16 protein-coding genes are annotated in these 13,824 nt (G+C 64.5%); 8 read left to right on the forward strand and 8 right to left on the reverse strand.

What is annotated here, in order from left to right:
- Positions 1-1,969, reverse strand: a 1,969-nt coding sequence (gene uvrC / locus FNJ47_RS17230; RefSeq protein ID WP_163155116.1) for an excinuclease ABC subunit UvrC, incomplete at its 3' end; no start/stop codon positions are given.
- A gap of 262 nt (positions 1,970-2,231) precedes the next feature.
- Here uvrC and FNJ47_RS17235 point away from each other — a divergent pair.
- The gene (locus FNJ47_RS17235; protein ID WP_163155118.1) at positions 2,232-2,855 is read left to right on the forward strand and encodes an outer membrane protein; all 624 of its coding nucleotides are present in this window, start codon (positions 2,232-2,234) and stop codon (positions 2,853-2,855) included.
- Between the two features lie 277 nt (positions 2,856-3,132).
- Here FNJ47_RS17235 and FNJ47_RS17240 read toward each other — a convergent pair whose 3' ends face one another.
- The 4 genes from FNJ47_RS17240 to FNJ47_RS17255 all read right to left on the reverse strand — a co-directional run bounded on the left by FNJ47_RS17240 (position 3,133) and on the right by FNJ47_RS17255 (position 5,913).
- Entirely contained in the window at positions 3,133-3,345 is a 213-nt protein-coding gene (locus FNJ47_RS17240; RefSeq protein ID WP_016844477.1) for a cold-shock protein, read from the reverse strand.
- A 261-nt stretch (positions 3,346-3,606) separates the two neighbouring features.
- A complete protein-coding gene (locus tag FNJ47_RS17245; protein WP_163155120.1) occupies positions 3,607-4,467 on the reverse strand; it encodes a 23S rRNA (adenine(2030)-N(6))-methyltransferase RlmJ in 861 nt (286 codons plus the stop codon).
- Between the two features lie 167 nt (positions 4,468-4,634).
- Positions 4,635-5,321 (reverse strand): ribonuclease T2 family protein, encoded by a 687-nt coding sequence (locus FNJ47_RS17250; RefSeq protein WP_163155122.1) that lies wholly within the window; start codon positions 5,319-5,321, stop codon positions 4,635-4,637.
- 115 nt (positions 5,322-5,436) lie between these two features.
- Positions 5,437-5,913 carry a hypothetical protein gene (locus FNJ47_RS17255; RefSeq protein WP_163155124.1) on the reverse strand — a complete coding sequence of 159 codons (477 nt, stop codon included), beginning with the start codon at positions 5,911-5,913 and terminating at the stop codon, positions 5,437-5,439.
- Positions 5,914-6,079: 166 nt separating this feature from the next.
- Here FNJ47_RS17255 and FNJ47_RS17260 point away from each other — a divergent pair, with 166 nt between their 5' ends.
- The 3 genes from FNJ47_RS17260 to FNJ47_RS17270 are packed head-to-tail and all read left to right on the forward strand — an operon-like array spanning position 6,080 to position 7,146.
- On the forward strand, positions 6,080-6,379 hold the full coding sequence (locus FNJ47_RS17260; protein ID WP_163155126.1) for a hypothetical protein: 300 nt from the start codon (positions 6,080-6,082) through the stop codon (positions 6,377-6,379).
- Between the two features lie 43 nt (positions 6,380-6,422).
- Positions 6,423-6,953: a DUF3617 domain-containing protein gene (locus FNJ47_RS17265; RefSeq protein WP_163155128.1), complete on the forward strand. Its 531-nt coding sequence runs from the start codon at positions 6,423-6,425 to the stop codon at positions 6,951-6,953.
- A 28-nt stretch (positions 6,954-6,981) separates the two neighbouring features.
- Positions 6,982-7,146, forward strand: coding sequence for a hypothetical protein (locus FNJ47_RS17270; protein ID WP_235999942.1), 165 nt, complete (start codon positions 6,982-6,984; stop codon positions 7,144-7,146).
- Here the strand turns inward: FNJ47_RS17270 and FNJ47_RS17275 are convergent, their stop codons facing one another.
- From FNJ47_RS17275 to FNJ47_RS17285, 3 genes are read right to left on the reverse strand one after another with little or no spacing between them, the layout of a single operon-like run.
- On the reverse strand, positions 7,147-8,532 hold the full coding sequence (locus FNJ47_RS17275) for an ATP-binding protein (RefSeq protein ID WP_163155130.1): 1,386 nt from the start codon (positions 8,530-8,532) through the stop codon (positions 7,147-7,149).
- Between the two features lie 8 nt (positions 8,533-8,540).
- Positions 8,541-9,245, reverse strand: coding sequence for a response regulator (locus FNJ47_RS17280; protein WP_420831339.1), 705 nt, complete (start codon positions 9,243-9,245; stop codon positions 8,541-8,543).
- Positions 9,246-9,265: 20 nt separating this feature from the next.
- Positions 9,266-9,814 carry a MarR family winged helix-turn-helix transcriptional regulator gene (locus FNJ47_RS17285; RefSeq protein WP_430649389.1) on the reverse strand — a complete coding sequence of 183 codons (549 nt, stop codon included), beginning with the start codon at positions 9,812-9,814 and terminating at the stop codon, positions 9,266-9,268.
- Between the two features lie 330 nt (positions 9,815-10,144).
- On the opposite strand from FNJ47_RS17285, the gene FNJ47_RS17290 reads away from it, so the two are divergent.
- The 4 genes from FNJ47_RS17290 (at position 10,145) to FNJ47_RS17305 (ending at position 13,817) form a co-directional block, all read left to right on the forward strand.
- Positions 10,145-11,224, forward strand: coding sequence for a branched-chain amino acid aminotransferase (locus FNJ47_RS17290; protein ID WP_163155132.1), 1,080 nt, complete (start codon positions 10,145-10,147; stop codon positions 11,222-11,224).
- 187 nt (positions 11,225-11,411) lie between these two features.
- Positions 11,412-12,926 carry a histidine--tRNA ligase gene (gene hisS, locus FNJ47_RS17295; RefSeq protein WP_175068389.1) on the forward strand — a complete coding sequence of 505 codons (1,515 nt, stop codon included), beginning with the start codon at positions 11,412-11,414 and terminating at the stop codon, positions 12,924-12,926.
- A 119-nt stretch (positions 12,927-13,045) separates the two neighbouring features.
- Entirely contained in the window at positions 13,046-13,249 is a 204-nt protein-coding gene (locus tag FNJ47_RS17300; protein WP_044538952.1) for a tautomerase family protein, read from the forward strand.
- A gap of 157 nt (positions 13,250-13,406) precedes the next feature.
- Positions 13,407-13,817 carry a thioesterase family protein gene (locus FNJ47_RS17305; protein ID WP_163155136.1) on the forward strand — a complete coding sequence of 137 codons (411 nt, stop codon included), beginning with the start codon at positions 13,407-13,409 and terminating at the stop codon, positions 13,815-13,817.
- Positions 13,818-13,824: the final 7 nt, after the last annotated feature.

Below are 13,824 nucleotides of genomic sequence, written 5' to 3' on the forward strand. Positions count from 1 at the left end.
CCGCCGTGCCGCTCCCCGGGGCCTCGGCGAGGCCGACCTCGCGGAGTCCCTCCTTGCGCCGCTCGCGGTGCGCGCCGATCACGAAGCGAAGGGCCTCGTCGCGCAGCCGCTGGATGAAATAGAGCACCGGGTCCCGCGGCTCCAGCTTGATGGCCTCGCGGTCCGGCATGAACAGGGTTTCCCGCCCCGCATCGCGCTCCGGTCCCTTGGCCACCGCCATCAGCGAGACCCGGGCCAGCCCGAGCTTCTCGAAAATCTCCCGGACCGCGTTGAGCTGGCCGCGGCCGCCGTCGATGATGACGAGATCGGGCCATTGCGGGAACGAATCGTCGTCCGCCTTGTCGTTGTCCTTCGCCTTGGCAGCCTCGCCCTCCGGCGGCTTCAGCAGCCGCTTGAAGCGGCGCTCCAGCACCTCGCGCATCATCCCGTAGTCGTCGCCGGGCGTCAGCCCTTCGGACTTGATGTTGAACTTGCGGTACTGGTTCTTCATGAACCCGTCGGGTCCCGCCACGATCATCGCGCCGACCGCGTTGGTGCCCTGGATGTGGCTGTTGTCGTAGACCTCGATGCGCTTCGGCGTATGCCGCAGGCCGAGCGTCGTGACCATGCCCTCCAGCAGCCGGCTTTGGGTTGCGGTATCGGCGAGCTTGCGGCCGAGTGCCTCGCGCGCGTTGGTCAGTGCGTGCCCGATCAGCTCCTTCTTCTCGCCGCGCTTGGGCACGGAGACTTCGACCTTGGATCCGGCCTTCACCGACAGCGCGTCGGCGAGCAGCGCGCTCTCCTCGATCTCGTGCGACAGCAGGATCAGCTTCGGCGGCGGCTTGTCGTCGTAAAACTGCGCGAGGAACGAGGACAGCACCTCCTCCGGCGTGAAGGTCTTCTCGGCCTTCGGGAAATAGGCGCGGTTGCCCCAGTTCTGGCCGGTGCGGAAGAAGAACACCTCGACGCAGGAATAGCCGCCTTCCTGGTGGATGGCGAACACATCGGCCTCTTCGACCGTGCGCGGATTGATGCCCTGCTGCGACTGGATCGCCGACAGCGCCGCGAGACGGTCGCGGTACAGCGCTGCGGTTTCGAACTCGAGCTCGCCGGAAGCCTTTTCCATCTCGGCCGCGAGCAGCTCCTTTACCGCGTGGCTGCGGCCGGAGAGGAATTCGGTCGCCTCGCGCACCAGCTCGCCGTAACCGGGGAAATCGATCTCGCGCGTGCAGGGGCCGGAGCAGCGCTTGATCTGATAGAGCAGGCAGGGGCGGCTGCGGCTTTCGAAGAAGCCGTCGGTGCAGGAGCGGATCAGGAACGCGCGCTGCAGCGCCGTGATGGTGCGGTTGACCGCGCCGGCGTTGGCGAACGGACCGAAATAGCGTCCAGGGCGCGACTGCGCGCCGCGATGCTTGAGGATCTGCGGCGCCCAATGGTCGCCGGTGATCAGAATATAGGGAAACGATTTGTCGTCGCGCAGCTGCACGTTGAAGCGCGGGCGGAGCTGCTTGATCAGATTGGCTTCGAGCAGCAGCGCCTCGGTCTCGGTCATGGTCGAGACGATCTCGACATGCGTGGTTGCCGCGATCATGCGCAGGATGCGCGCCGGCAGCGGTGCGTTGGCCCGCGCATAGGACGACAGACGCTTTTTGACGTTCTTCGCCTTGCCGACATAGAGCACGTCGTTGCCGGCGTTGAGCATGCGGTAGACGCCGGGCGAGGTCGGCGCGAGGCGGACCGCGTTCTCGATCGCGGCATGCCCGACCGACAACGTCCCCTCGGCGATCGCCTCGGAGGTGTCATCCTGAGCCTCGGGAAGGCGTCCGTCCTCCTCCTCCTCGGCGGCGGAGGTCTCGGGATCGACGTCGCTTGTGTCGAGCGTCAGGTCGTCCTGTGGCAGGTCGGACTTTGAACCGCGCCGAGCCTTGAGGTCGGTCTTGAGGTCAGTCTTGGGGGCCGGCGTCGGGCGCTCAGGAGAATCGTGAACCATGGGCCGTAAACTAAGCGCTTGGGGGACAGCTCGCCAGCGTTGGCGGCACTGGAAAACGATCCCGATTGCAGGAGGTTATAGGCGCTGCGCGGCCGCCGGAGCCGACGGGTAACGCATTGTTAAGACTGATGAGCGGGCCGGTAACCGGGCTTAACAGCTCCTTAACTTAAAACTCTCGATAAAGCTTAGCGAAAAAAGTGGAATTCCGTAACCACGCCGGCCTTGGCCAGCGGGCTGCGGCAGTTGCGTGTGGAGAGTACCAATGACCCGGTTTGTAGCGCGTGCGCTGGCACTGATCGTCGCAGGCTGGACGACCTCGGCGGCGTCGGCCGACCTCAATTACGGCTCGCCCTATACCGTCTACCAGCCGCTCAATGCCTACAGCTGGGCCGGCCCCTATCTCGGCGGCAACCTCGGCTACGGCTGGGGTTCGGTCGAGAACAACCCGACCAAGCCGTCCGGCTTCGTCGGCGGCGTGCAGGCCGGCTACAATTTCCAGAACGGCTCCCCGTGGGTGTTCGGTATCGAAGCCGATATCCAGGGCACCACTGCGGACGACCGGTTCGCGCCGTGGAAGTTCTCCAACCCGTGGTTCGGCACGGTGCGCGGCCGCGCCGGCTATGCGGTCAACAACGTACTGTTCTACGCGACCGGCGGTCTCGCCTTCGGCGAACTGCGCGGCGAGACGTTCGGCATCACGGAGTCGCACACCAACGCGGGCTTCACCGTCGGCGCCGGCGCCGAAATGGGCTTCGCCCCGCACTGGAGCGCCAAGATCGAGTACCTTTACGTCGATCTCGCCAACAGCAACTTCACCATCACCGGCGGCGCGTCGAACGGCTACAGCTTCAGCCTGGTTCGCGCCGGCATCAACTATCACTTCTGAGAACAAGAAGACGTCTGATATCAACTCCCGGCTGCGCCTCGCGCGGCCGGGTTTTTCTTTGTGCGGATGATACGACGCGTCGCGCGCAGCGGAGCATGCACGCCGCAGCGTCTGCGAATCCACTCGGTGGGCCGCAGGCCTTGGACATGCGGCACGGCCAGTCGCGTCCGCATCATGCAGGCGGTCATGCAGCGAGCGCGAGCTGCGCGCTGGGCAGTCAACTCACACGCAACGCTTCACTTGGCGTCAATCACGAGCCGCGCACCGCGAGCACTCGTCATGAAACCACCAGGTTGACGGCTTTCGGGCCCTTGCCCTTCTTGTCCGGTTCAACCTCGAACGTAATGCGCTGTCCTTCAGTCAGGTCCTTCAATCCTGCACGCTCGACGGCTGTGATGTGAACGAACACATCGCGGCCGCCATCATCAGGCTTGATGAAGCCGTAGCCACGCTCTCCGTTGAAGAACTTGACTGTCCCAGTCATGGCCATCGGGAAAACTCCTCCCCCGTATTGCTCCACCGCTACGCGCACGCCGCGTAGCGGTTGACCGACATTCGCTTGTCGGAAGCTTGGCCACCTGAACAGGCCGGCGTCACGCCGCCGGTCTGCCTGGATTTTATTTCGGCCTTGTCACTCCGCCGCAACCATTCGCGGAAGCGGAACGTAAAGCCAGTCGTAACAGGATGAGCATAATACGGTTCCGCGCAAATTGCCTACGCTCAAATCGAACTTTTCAGTGGGAGCTGTCGATCAATGTTTAGGCGTCTCTAATCTGAAGCGCGCCGCGCCGCCTTGACCGAGCGGCTTCTCGAGTTCGGGCAGGATGATCTTCAGCTCGTTCGCAAGCGTCCACGGCGGATTCACTATCAAAAGCCCGGTGGAAACGAGGCCAGCGCCTGCTTCTTGCGGCGCCACACTGAATTCCAACCGCAAGCATTTGCCGGCAGGCCGACTGCTTGCAGCAGCAGCAGCGACGCTGCGCGCGAGCTCGTCGGTGGCCCTCCGGGTTTTTACGGGGTACCACAAAAGATATGCGCCGGTCGGCCACTTCGTAAATGCTTCCGTGAAAGCACGGGTCAGCCGCTCGAACTCGTCCTTTGCTTCGAACGGCGGATCGATCAGCACAAGGCCACGCCGCTCGTTCGGCGGCACGAACGCCGGCAGCGCCGTCCAGCCGTCGAGATCGACGACACGTGCCTGCGCGTCGCGCCGCAGCGCATCGATCAGCTGCTTGCGCGCCGTCGGTTCGATCTCGCAAGCGGTGAGGCGGTCTTGCGGACGCATCAGCGCTCGCGCGATCAGCGGCGAGCCGGGATAGGCCTTCAGCTCGCCTCGCGGATTGAATGCCCTGACGATATCGAGATACGGCGCGATCAGCGGCAGCGCCTCGTCGGAGAGTCGCGCCTGCATCAGTCGCGCGATGCCGGTGAGCCATTCGCCGCCGCGCTGCGCCTCGCTCGACGTCAGATCATAGAGTCCGGCGCCGGCATGAGTGTCGATGACGCGGAACGGTGCCGGCTTGTCCTGCAAGTAGGTGAGCATGCGCACCAGCACGATGTGCTTGATGACGTCGGCAAAGTTGCCGGCATGAAAGGCGTGACGGTAGTTCATGCTGCTATCGTGCTGCGCTCCAGAGGGTACGCATGTTGTACTTCGTCATGCCCGGGCTTGTCCCAAGCATTGACGCTCTATCGCGCATGTTTCGTAACAGTGCAGGTGGCAGGGCTATCCGCGCGCATTCGCGCGGCGCGTATTCGCCGGCCGTGACGCGGAGGGTTTCAGCCGCCGCGGACCGGCGGCATCAGCACCTGATCGCGGCGGCAGGCGCGGCGATCGATTTCCTCGCAGGAGCGGAATTGCAGATCCTTGCTGAGGCAGATCCGCACCTCGCTGAGCCGCTTGCTGTCGCAGGTCACCGAGATCGCGGAGTTGCTGAGCCCCGGATTGGCCTTGACGAACGCCGTCTCCAGCTCGTCCGGCGCGATCGTCTTCGGCTCCGTCAATTGCAGGAATTCCTCGGGAATCTTCACCGCGGCACGGGCCTTGCGGATGGCTTCGAAATAGGCGCGCTCGCCGAGTCCCGAGCAGGTGCCGTGCTTGTCCCACTCGTTGTAGATCAGTCCGGGCGCCGGCATCAGGTCGAGCATCGAGGTCATGATGTTGCGCGCAAGGCGCGGCGAGGGCCGCTGGCAGTATTCCGGAAAGCCCCGCTCATATTGCGGCCACAGGCCGTGCACCACGAACGAGTAGGGCCGTCCGCCGCACTGCGCCTGGGTGCCGCGGCCATTGTTGCCGCGCTCGCTCGCCGCCTCGCAGAACGAGGGCGACCATGACAGCGACAGCACATAGAAGTCGAACTCACCGGGCGCATTCTGGCGGCGATCCTGGGCCGAGGCCCCGACCGCACCACACAGAACGAAGGCAAACAAAATCAGAAATCGGGAAATAGTGACGAACCGAGCCATCAACGCGCCCCCTATACTCGACCGCCCGGAGCCTAGCAGGCATCTGGAACATTTCAAGAACAAAAGCCGCCGTCTCGATGGCGGCGGCTTCTGCTGTATCAATCCGGTCAGGAAATCAGGGCCGGGCGGCCTTGCAGGACGGGTTGTAGGCCCAGTTGCGGTCAAGCCCGCTCACGCACCATTCGACACCCTGGCTGAGGCCGGCAAAGCCGCCGTCCTCGATGATCGAATAGTGCACCTTGCGCACCTTGCCGTCGCTCAGCATCGCATCGCCCGAGCAATAGCGGCGCGGAATGTTGTCGGACTGCCAGGGACGGAACGCGGTTTCGTGAATCCGGTTGTAGCCGGTGATCACGAGCGGCGAATTCCAGAAGGTGGCTTCCTTTTCATGGAATTGATCGCTGATGGTCGAGAGCGCCCTTTCGCAGGGCGCCACATTGCCGTCATAGCGCGGGCCGGACAGCCAGAAATTCAATTCGAACGGATTTGCGGCCTGGGCCGTCCCCCCGAAAGCCAGCATGCCGACCACGAGTGCGGCGCCGAGGCCAAGCGTGTGGCCGAGTTTGTCGCGGGAGTTGAACAGGTTGCGCATGGGAATCCACCCGATTGTCCGATCCGGCGGACGGTGCCGTGAAGCCCCGACAAGGTCAAGTGCAGCGCGGCAACACCTGCCGAGAAGTCCACCGCTGGTGGCCGGCTCGTTCTTTTCACGGTCGCCGGGGCACTCTATGTTGGCTTCAAGCGAAATGGAGTCTGCGATGCGAAGGAAATTGGCCGCGTGCCTGGTTGCCGTTTGCGGGATGCTGGCCGTTGGTCCGGCGCAAGCCGACTGGATGCAGCCGGTGCCGCCGTTCAAGGGCAATGATACGGGCGGTATCATCGCTTACACGCTGGCGGCCCAGACCGACGCCCGGCAGCTGGCCGTCGATCACTGCGCTTCCTACGGCAAGGTCGTCAAATTCCTCGCGGTGCAGCGCTATCCGGGCGGCTACATCTCTTTCGCCTGCCGCTGGGTACCCTACGGCTCGGCCCAGAGGCCGGTTCGCACGCTCTACTGAGCGCGCTCCAAATCTTTCGATCGTTCAGCCGGGAGCCAGCCGCATGACCCGACAGCTTGCCTTGATTGGTTCTGCCGTGTGCCTTGTCCTGTCCGCTGGCGCCGCAAGCGCCGTCGACCTGCCCGTTCGCAAGGCCGGCCTGTGGGAGATGAAGATGGTGCGGACCGGCGGGCCGATGCCGGAAATCACCATGCAGCACTGCACCGACGAGACCACCGACAAGGAGATGAGCGCGGCGGCCTCGCCGATGGCCAAGGAAGTCTGCGCCAAGCAGGATATCCAGAAGACCGCGACCGGCTATGTCAGCGACAGCGTGTGCAGCGTGGCCGGCATGACGATGAAGAGCCATGCCGAGATCGTCGGCGATTTCAATTCCGCCTACACGGTCAAGAGCACCTCGCATGCCGAGGGCGGCGCGGCCGGCTCGCGCGACACCACGATGACCATCGAGGCGAAATGGCTCGGCGCCTGCAAGGCAGACCAGAAGCCCGGTGACATCATCATGCCCGGCGGCATGAAGATGAACGTCAAGGACATGGAAAAGCTGAAGGGCCTGCTGCCCAAGCAGAAGTAGGCGCAGCGCATTCGCCCTGTTCGATGCGGTGATCGACTACGATCTCGGCAAGCTCGACCGGCGCTTGCTCGGCGCCACCGCGCGCGTGAACGCGACCAATCTGTTCGACACCCATTTCCCAACCCGCCAGTCCGGCTACTGCTATGCCGGCGAACGGCGTCAGGTGATCGGGACCTTGTCTTATCGCTGGTAGTTACACCGGCACCCGCACCGTGGCGCGCAGGCCGCCCATCGGGCTGTCGCCGAGCATGATGTCGCCGCCATGCGAGCGCGTGATGTCGCGGGCGATCGCAAGTCCGAGCCCGCTGCCGCCCTCATCCTGGTTGCGGGCATCGTCGAGCCGCAGGAAAGGCTTGAATACTTCCTCGCGCATGTTGGCGGGAATGCCGGGCCCGTCGTCGTCGACCGTGATGTTGGGATAGCGGTGGTCGCGCTGACCGGTGATCGAGATCGTGTTGGCGTGGCGCGCCGCGTTGGAGACGAGGTTGGCGAGGCAGCGCTTGAACGAGGCCGGCTTCACCGTGACGACCGGCAGGCCGTGGAACGCGACGGTCGCGACATGGCCGTGGCGCTCGGCGTCGCTGCGCAGTTCCTCCAGCGCCATCGCCATGTCGGTCGGTTGCGCGACCTCGCCGGAATCGCCACGCGCGAAGGCGAGGTAATCTTCCAGCATCATCGACATCTCGTCGACGTCCTTGCGCATCGCGTCGATCTCGGGGCCTTCGCCGATCAAGGCGAGCTCGAGCTTGAAGCGGGTCAGGATGGTGCGCAGATCATGCGACACGCCGGCGAGCATTGCGGTGCGCTGCTCGATAGAGCGCTCGACGCGCGCCTTCATCTCGATGAAGGCCTGCGCTGCGCGCCGCACCTCGCGCGCACCGCGCGGTCGGAAATTCGGCGCTTCGCGGCCCTTGCCGAAACTTTCGGCAGCGTCGGCCAGCCGCAAGATCGGTTTGATCTGGTTGCGCAGGAACAGCACGGCGACGATCAAAAGGATCGTCGAGGTGCCGAGCATCCAGAAGATGAAGATTTCCGAGTTGGAGGCGTAGGCCGCGCTGCGCTGGGCGAAGATCCGCATTACCGAATCGTCGAGCTGCACGCGGATCTCGACCAGGTTGGATTTGCCGACGGTGTCGATCCAGAACGGACGGCTGATCTGCCGGCCGAGCTGCACCGAGAGCGTCTGGTCGAGCAGCGAGAAGAACGGCTTCGGTCCCGGCGGGGGCATGTCGCCCGCGGGAAGGAAGTCGACCACCAGCTGCAGCTTCTGGGCGATGCCGCGCAGGTGCGCGCGGTCCTTATCCTGCGGATAGGTCTTGTAGACATCGATCAGCGCGGCGATGTCGGACACCACGGCGGCCGACAGGCGTCGCGTCACCGTGTTCCAGTGCCGCTCCATGAACACGAAGGCGACCACGGTCTGCAGGATCACCATCGGCACGATCATGATCAGCAGCGCGCGGGCATAGAGGCCGGTCGGCATCCAGCTCTTGAACGCGTTGCCCATCCAGCCGTTCGCCTTCGAGACGCGCTGCGAGGCGTTCTTGATCAGGGTCAGGCCGGAGTCGAGCGTGCTCATGGGCTGTCTTATGGCGAGGCGACCAGGCGATAGCCGATGCCGCGGACCGCCTGGAGGAACAGCGGATTGGCGGGATCGTGCTCGATCTTGCGGCGCAGGCGGTTGATCTGCACATCGACCGCACGCTCGTTGACGGTACCGCCGCTGGTCAGCTCGGCGCGCGGCACGGTCTCGCCGGGGGCGCTCGCAAGGATGCGCAGCATCTCGCGCTCGCGGTCGGTGAGATGGATGATCTCCTCGCCCTGACGCAGCTCGCTCCGCTCGATGTGGAAGATGTAGGGGCCGAACGCGATCTGCTCGACGGTCACGACCTGCGGCGGCGCGGTGCGCTTGAGGATGTTGCCGATGCGCAGCACGAGCTCGCGCGGCTCGAACGGCTTGGCGACGTAATCGTCGGCGCCGATCTGCAGACCCTCGATGCGGGCTTCCGCCTCGTGGCGTGCGGTCAGCATGATGATCGGCACCGTGGAGGAGCTGCGGATGAAGCGGGCGAGGTCGAAGCCGTTCTCGCCGGGCATCATCACGTCGAGGATGAGCAGGTCGAAATGCAGCCCGAGCAGCTTGGCGCGCGCGTCGGTGGCACTCATTGCCGTCGTGACGCGATAGCCCTCGCTGGAGAGAAAGCGTGACAACAGGTCGCGAATGCGGCGGTCGTCGTCGACCAGAAGCAGATGCGGCGCGTCGTCGGCCGGTTCGATCGGCGCGCGCATCATGGTTGCAGCCTGCACCAGGTTCACTCCCTTGTTTTTCTGCCGCCGCCGAAGATCGCTTCGAGCACCTTGTCGGGATCGTCGCGGTCGATCATCGCGCGGAGGAACTGGCGAACCGTCTCCACGCCGGCCGGATCGATGCCGGCGATCGCGCGGTTGATGCGGTCGGTCTGCAACCCTGCGAGCTTGCCGACCAGCGCCTCACCCTTCGGGGTGGCGTAGAGCAGGCGCTGCCGGCGGTCGTTGTTGCCGGTCTTCTGCACGATGTAGCCCTCGTCCAGGAGCTGCTTGAGCACGCGCCCGAGCGATTGCTTGGTGATGCGCAGGACATCGAGCAGGTCGGCGACCTTCAGCCCGGGATAGCGAGTGACGAAGTGGATGACGCGGTGGTGGGCGCGGCCGAAACCGAACGCCTCCAGCTCCTGGTCGGCGTCGCCGACAAAGTCGCGGTAGGCGAAGAAGAGCAGCTCGATGATGTCCCAGCGCAGGTCGCGCGAGCCCGCCGCAGGAGTCTGGTCATCTCCCTGCGAATCGGGCTTGGCAGCCATGCCTGAGAAATTTATGTCAGTCATATTGACGTATCTTGGTCTCAATGTTACAAAACTGGCTGTCGCGACGAAACATTAAGTCGTTTCGTCCTCGACAGCGTTTGACGCGGCCTGAAAAAGCCTGTGAGGCGGTTTGGGCCGCAAATTGGACTACCGTGCGATTGTCGAGCGGCATTTCGGCAAACATACTGGACTTCAGCACTCCGCAAAAGCATGTCTAAACGGCATGTTGGCGACGGAAACCGGCCGGATTGCCGGCGGTGGTGAAGTCCGGACCAGCCGAGCCTGATGGCTCCGGGGGAAACAGGCCAGCGCCCGATATGGCGCCGGTTCCGACAGCGGAAAGCAAGAAAAATGACTTTGAAATTCGACATCCAGCCTTCGCCGAATGCCACGTCCGACAAGGACCGCGCGGCGAAGCTCGTGGACCCGGGCTTCGGCCGCGTCTTCACCGACCACATGGCGATCGTCCGCTATAGCCAGGGCAAGGGCTGGCACAGCGCCCGCGTCGAGGCACGCGCGAACTTTCCGCTCGATCCGGCCGGCGCGGTGCTGCACTACGCCCAGGAAATTTTCGAAGGTCTCAAGGCCTACAGGCGCGACGATGGTGGCGTGAACCTGTTCCGCCCCGACGCCAATGCCCGGCGCTTCCGCGATTCGGCCGAGCGCATGGCGATGGCGCCGCTGCCCGACGACGTGTTCATCGAGGCGGTCGAGCAGCTGGTGCGGATCGATCGCGCCTGGATCCCGGGCGGCGAGGGCAGCCTCTATCTGCGGCCCTTCATGATCGCGAGCGAAGTCTTCCTCGGCGTGAAGCCGTCGGCGGAATACATCTTCTCGGTGATCGCCTCTCCGGTCGGCTCCTATTTCAAGGGTGGCCCCGCGCCGGTTTCGATCTGGGTGTCGGAGAATTACACGCGTGCCGCGATCGGCGGCACCGGCGCCGTCAAGTGCGGCGGCAATTATGCAGCAAGCCTGCGCGCGCAGGCCGAGGCGATCGATCGCGGCTGCGACCAGGTCGTGTTCCTCGATGCGGTCGAGCGCCGCTATATCGAAGAGCTCGGCGGCATGAACATCTTCTTTGCCTTCGACGACGGCTCGCTGCTGACGCCGCCGCTCGGCACCATCCTGCCCGGCATCACCCGCGACTCGATCATTGCGCTCGCCAAGGATGCCGGCACCCGCGTACGTGAGGAGCCCTATACGATCCAGCAGTGGCGCGCGGATGCGGCCAGCGGCAAGCTGAAGGAAGCATTCGCCTGCGGCACCGCCGCCGTGATCTCGCCGATCGGCAAGGTGTGCTCGGCGAGCGGCGATTTCCAGATCAGCGGCGGCGTGGCCGGCCCGGTTGCCATGGGCCTGCGCAAGAAGCTGGTCGACATCCAGTATGGTCGTACCAACGACCCGCATAACTGGATCAGAAACGTCGCCTGACACGCAGCGGTGCGCAACGGCAAGATCGTCGGCGGCGAGACCATCAAGCCGCTCCTGAAATCGATGCCGAAGGCCGACGCCGACGCCCTTCGCGCGCGGATGGAGCAGCCCTGAGGTCCAGCGTTTCGCCCTGGCGGAGGTGCAGAGCACGGTTGCCGCCTTGCGTGTCGGCTGATAAATGCCGCCAATGGCCGAGAAACCCAAAAAACCCCAGAAATTGAAGGCGCGCCTGCCGCGCGGACTGGAAGATCGCGGCCCGGCCGCGATCAATGCCACGCGGGCGATGGTCGAGAAGATCCGCGCTGTCTACGAGCTCTACGGCTTCGAGCCGGTGGAGACGCCGGCGATGGAGTATACCGACGCGCTCGGCAAGTTTCTGCCGGACCAGGACCGTCCCAACGAGGGCGTGTTCTCGTTCCAGGACGATGACGAGCAGTGGATATCGCTGCGCTACGACCTGACCGCGCCGCTGGCGCGCTATGTCGCGGAAAACTTCGACGCGTTGCCGAAGCCTTATCGTTCTTATCGATTTGGCAATGTCTTCCGCAACGAGAAGCCCGGCCCCGGCCGCTTCCGCCAGTTCATGCAGTTCGACGCCGACACGGTGGGCTCGGCGACGCCGGCGGCCGACGCCGAGATCTGCATGATGGCGGCCGACACGATGGAAGCGCTCGGGATTCCGCGCGGCTCTTATGTCGTGAAGGTGAACAATCGCAAGGTGCTCGACGGCGTGCTCGAGGCGATCGGTCTCGGCGGCGACGAGAATGCGGGTCGTCGCCTTACCGTGCTGCGTGCGATCGACAAGCTCGACAAATTCTCTGCCGACGAGGTTCGCAAGCTGCTTGGTCCCGGGCGATGGGACGGCGGCGAAGAGGGCAAGGGCGACTTCACCAAGGGCGCCGAGCTGAGCCCCGCGGATGCCGATATCGTCCTGGCCGTTACGCAAAAGCGCGACGATTGGAAAGAGGCGATCGCTGCAGCCGAGACTTACCTGGCGAAGAGCGAAGTTGGTCAGGCCGGTGTGAGCGAGCTCGAAGAGATCGCCAAGCTGGTCGCGGCATCCGGTTACGACGCGGATCGCATCCGCATCGATCCCACCGTTGTTCGCGGTCTCGAATATTACACCGGCCCTGTCTACGAGGTTGAGCTGCTGCTCGACACCAAGGACGAGAAGGGCCGTCCGGTGCGCTTCGGCTCGGTCGGTGGTGGTGGTCGCTATGACGGGCTCGTCTCGCGCTTCCGCGGTGAGCCGGTGCCGGCGACCGGTTTCTCGATCGGTGTGTCGCGCCTGCAGGCCGCGCTGACCATGCTCGGCCAGCTCGACGCGAGGGCCGAGTTCGGCCCGGTCGTCGTCACCGTGTTCGATCGCGACCGCGTCGCCGACTACCAGAAGATGGTCGCGCAGCTGCGCCGGGAGGGCATCCGCGCCGAGCTCTACCTCGGCAATCCGAAGAACATGGGCAACCAGCTCAAATATGCCGACCGCCGCAACTCGCCCTGCGTGATCATCCAGGGTTCGGATGAGAAGGCGCGCGGCGAGGTGCAGATCAAGGACCTGATCGAGGGCGCCAAGGCCGCTGCCGCGATCGCCTCCAACCAGGAATGGCGCGAAACGCGCCCCGCGCAGTTCTCCTGCGCAGAGGCCGATCTGGTCGCCAAGGTCCGCGAAGTCCTGGCGCGGCATGACGTGGCGTGGGGATAGCCATTCGCTTGTGACGTCATGCCCGGCCTTGTGCCGGGCATCCACCTCTTGTTTGATGCACGCCGACGTGGATGGCCAGGAGCAGCCCGGCCATGGCGACAACAAGAGGGAGAACAACAATGCCTGAGATCACCGTGAGCATGGCCGCCGGCCGCACCGACGAGCAGAAGGCCGGCATGATGCGCGACATCACCCAGGCGCTGGTGAAGAATCTCGGCGTCGATGCCGACGCAGTGGTGATCCAGATCAACGAAGCGCCGCTGCATCACAAGATGAAGGGCGGCAAGACCTTCGTCGAGCGCGCGGCTGCGGCGAAGAAATAATTCACCTCTGTCGTCCCTGCGAAAGCAGGGACCCATAGCCACCGATGTTGGTGATTGGCAAAGGCTGCGGCCTCAGCCTCCGACAAATTGATACTTGTGGTTATGGGTCCCGGGTCGCGCTTCGCTTGCCCGGGACGACACTTGTTTTGAGGCACCAATGGACGCACGTGACTTCATCAAGATCGGCATGATCGCCGAGCGCATGCTGGTGGTGCCGCTGGAGCGCACCGTTGGACATTTCGTGCCTGGCATGCCGATGGTCTATGCAACGCCGATGATGATCCTCGACATGGAGATGGCGTCGGGCGATGCGATCCGCTCTGCGTTGCAGCCCGGCTGGGTCACGGTCGGTACCGAGGTCGATATCCGCCATCTTGCCGCGGCACTCGTCGGCGCCACGGTGCGGACCACCTCAAAGGTGATCGCGGTCGAGCGTCGCGTGATCCGCTTCGAGGTCGAAGCCTTTGAGGGCACGCGCAAGCTCGGCGAAGGCCGCCATGCCCGCGGCCTGATCAATGTCGAGAGTTTCAACAGGCGGCTGGCCGGGACGTCGGAGCAAGCGCGGTAAGCGAACC

It is taken from the genome of Bradyrhizobium uaiense (assembly GCF_010811875.1).
Taxonomy (GTDB): domain Bacteria; phylum Pseudomonadota; class Alphaproteobacteria; order Rhizobiales; family Xanthobacteraceae; genus Bradyrhizobium; species Bradyrhizobium uaiense.

Bases quoted from the DNA above. Each gene is read 5' to 3' on its own strand.
- FNJ47_RS17235 (WP_163155118.1), top strand. From the start codon at position 2,232: ATGACCCGGTTTGTAGCGCGTGCGCTGGCACTGATCGTCGCAGGCTGG.
- FNJ47_RS17240 (WP_016844477.1), bottom strand. From the start codon at position 3,345: ATGGCCATGACTGGGACAGTCAAGTTCTTCAACGGAGAGCGTGGCTAC.
- FNJ47_RS17245 (WP_163155120.1), bottom strand. From the start codon at position 4,467: ATGAACTACCGTCACGCCTTTCATGCCGGCAACTTTGCCGACGTCATC.
- FNJ47_RS17250 (WP_163155122.1), bottom strand. From the start codon at position 5,321: ATGGCTCGGTTCGTCACTATTTCCCGATTTCTGATTTTGTTTGCCTTC.
- FNJ47_RS17255 (WP_163155124.1), bottom strand. From the start codon at position 5,913: ATGCGCAACCTGTTCAACTCCCGCGACAAACTCGGCCACACGCTTGGC.
- FNJ47_RS17260 (WP_163155126.1), top strand. From the start codon at position 6,080: ATGCGAAGGAAATTGGCCGCGTGCCTGGTTGCCGTTTGCGGGATGCTG.
- FNJ47_RS17265 (WP_163155128.1), top strand. From the start codon at position 6,423: ATGACCCGACAGCTTGCCTTGATTGGTTCTGCCGTGTGCCTTGTCCTG.
- FNJ47_RS17275 (WP_163155130.1), bottom strand. From the start codon at position 8,532: ATGAGCACGCTCGACTCCGGCCTGACCCTGATCAAGAACGCCTCGCAG.
- FNJ47_RS17280 (WP_420831339.1), bottom strand. From the start codon at position 9,245: ATGATGCGCGCGCCGATCGAACCGGCCGACGACGCGCCGCATCTGCTT.
- FNJ47_RS17285 (WP_430649389.1), bottom strand. From the start codon at position 9,814: ATGACTGACATAAATTTCTCAGGCATGGCTGCCAAGCCCGATTCGCAG.
- FNJ47_RS17290 (WP_163155132.1), top strand. From the start codon at position 10,145: ATGACTTTGAAATTCGACATCCAGCCTTCGCCGAATGCCACGTCCGAC.
- hisS (WP_175068389.1), top strand. From the start codon at position 11,412: ATGGCCGAGAAACCCAAAAAACCCCAGAAATTGAAGGCGCGCCTGCCG.
- FNJ47_RS17300 (WP_044538952.1), top strand. From the start codon at position 13,046: ATGCCTGAGATCACCGTGAGCATGGCCGCCGGCCGCACCGACGAGCAG.
- FNJ47_RS17305 (WP_163155136.1), top strand. From the start codon at position 13,407: ATGGACGCACGTGACTTCATCAAGATCGGCATGATCGCCGAGCGCATG.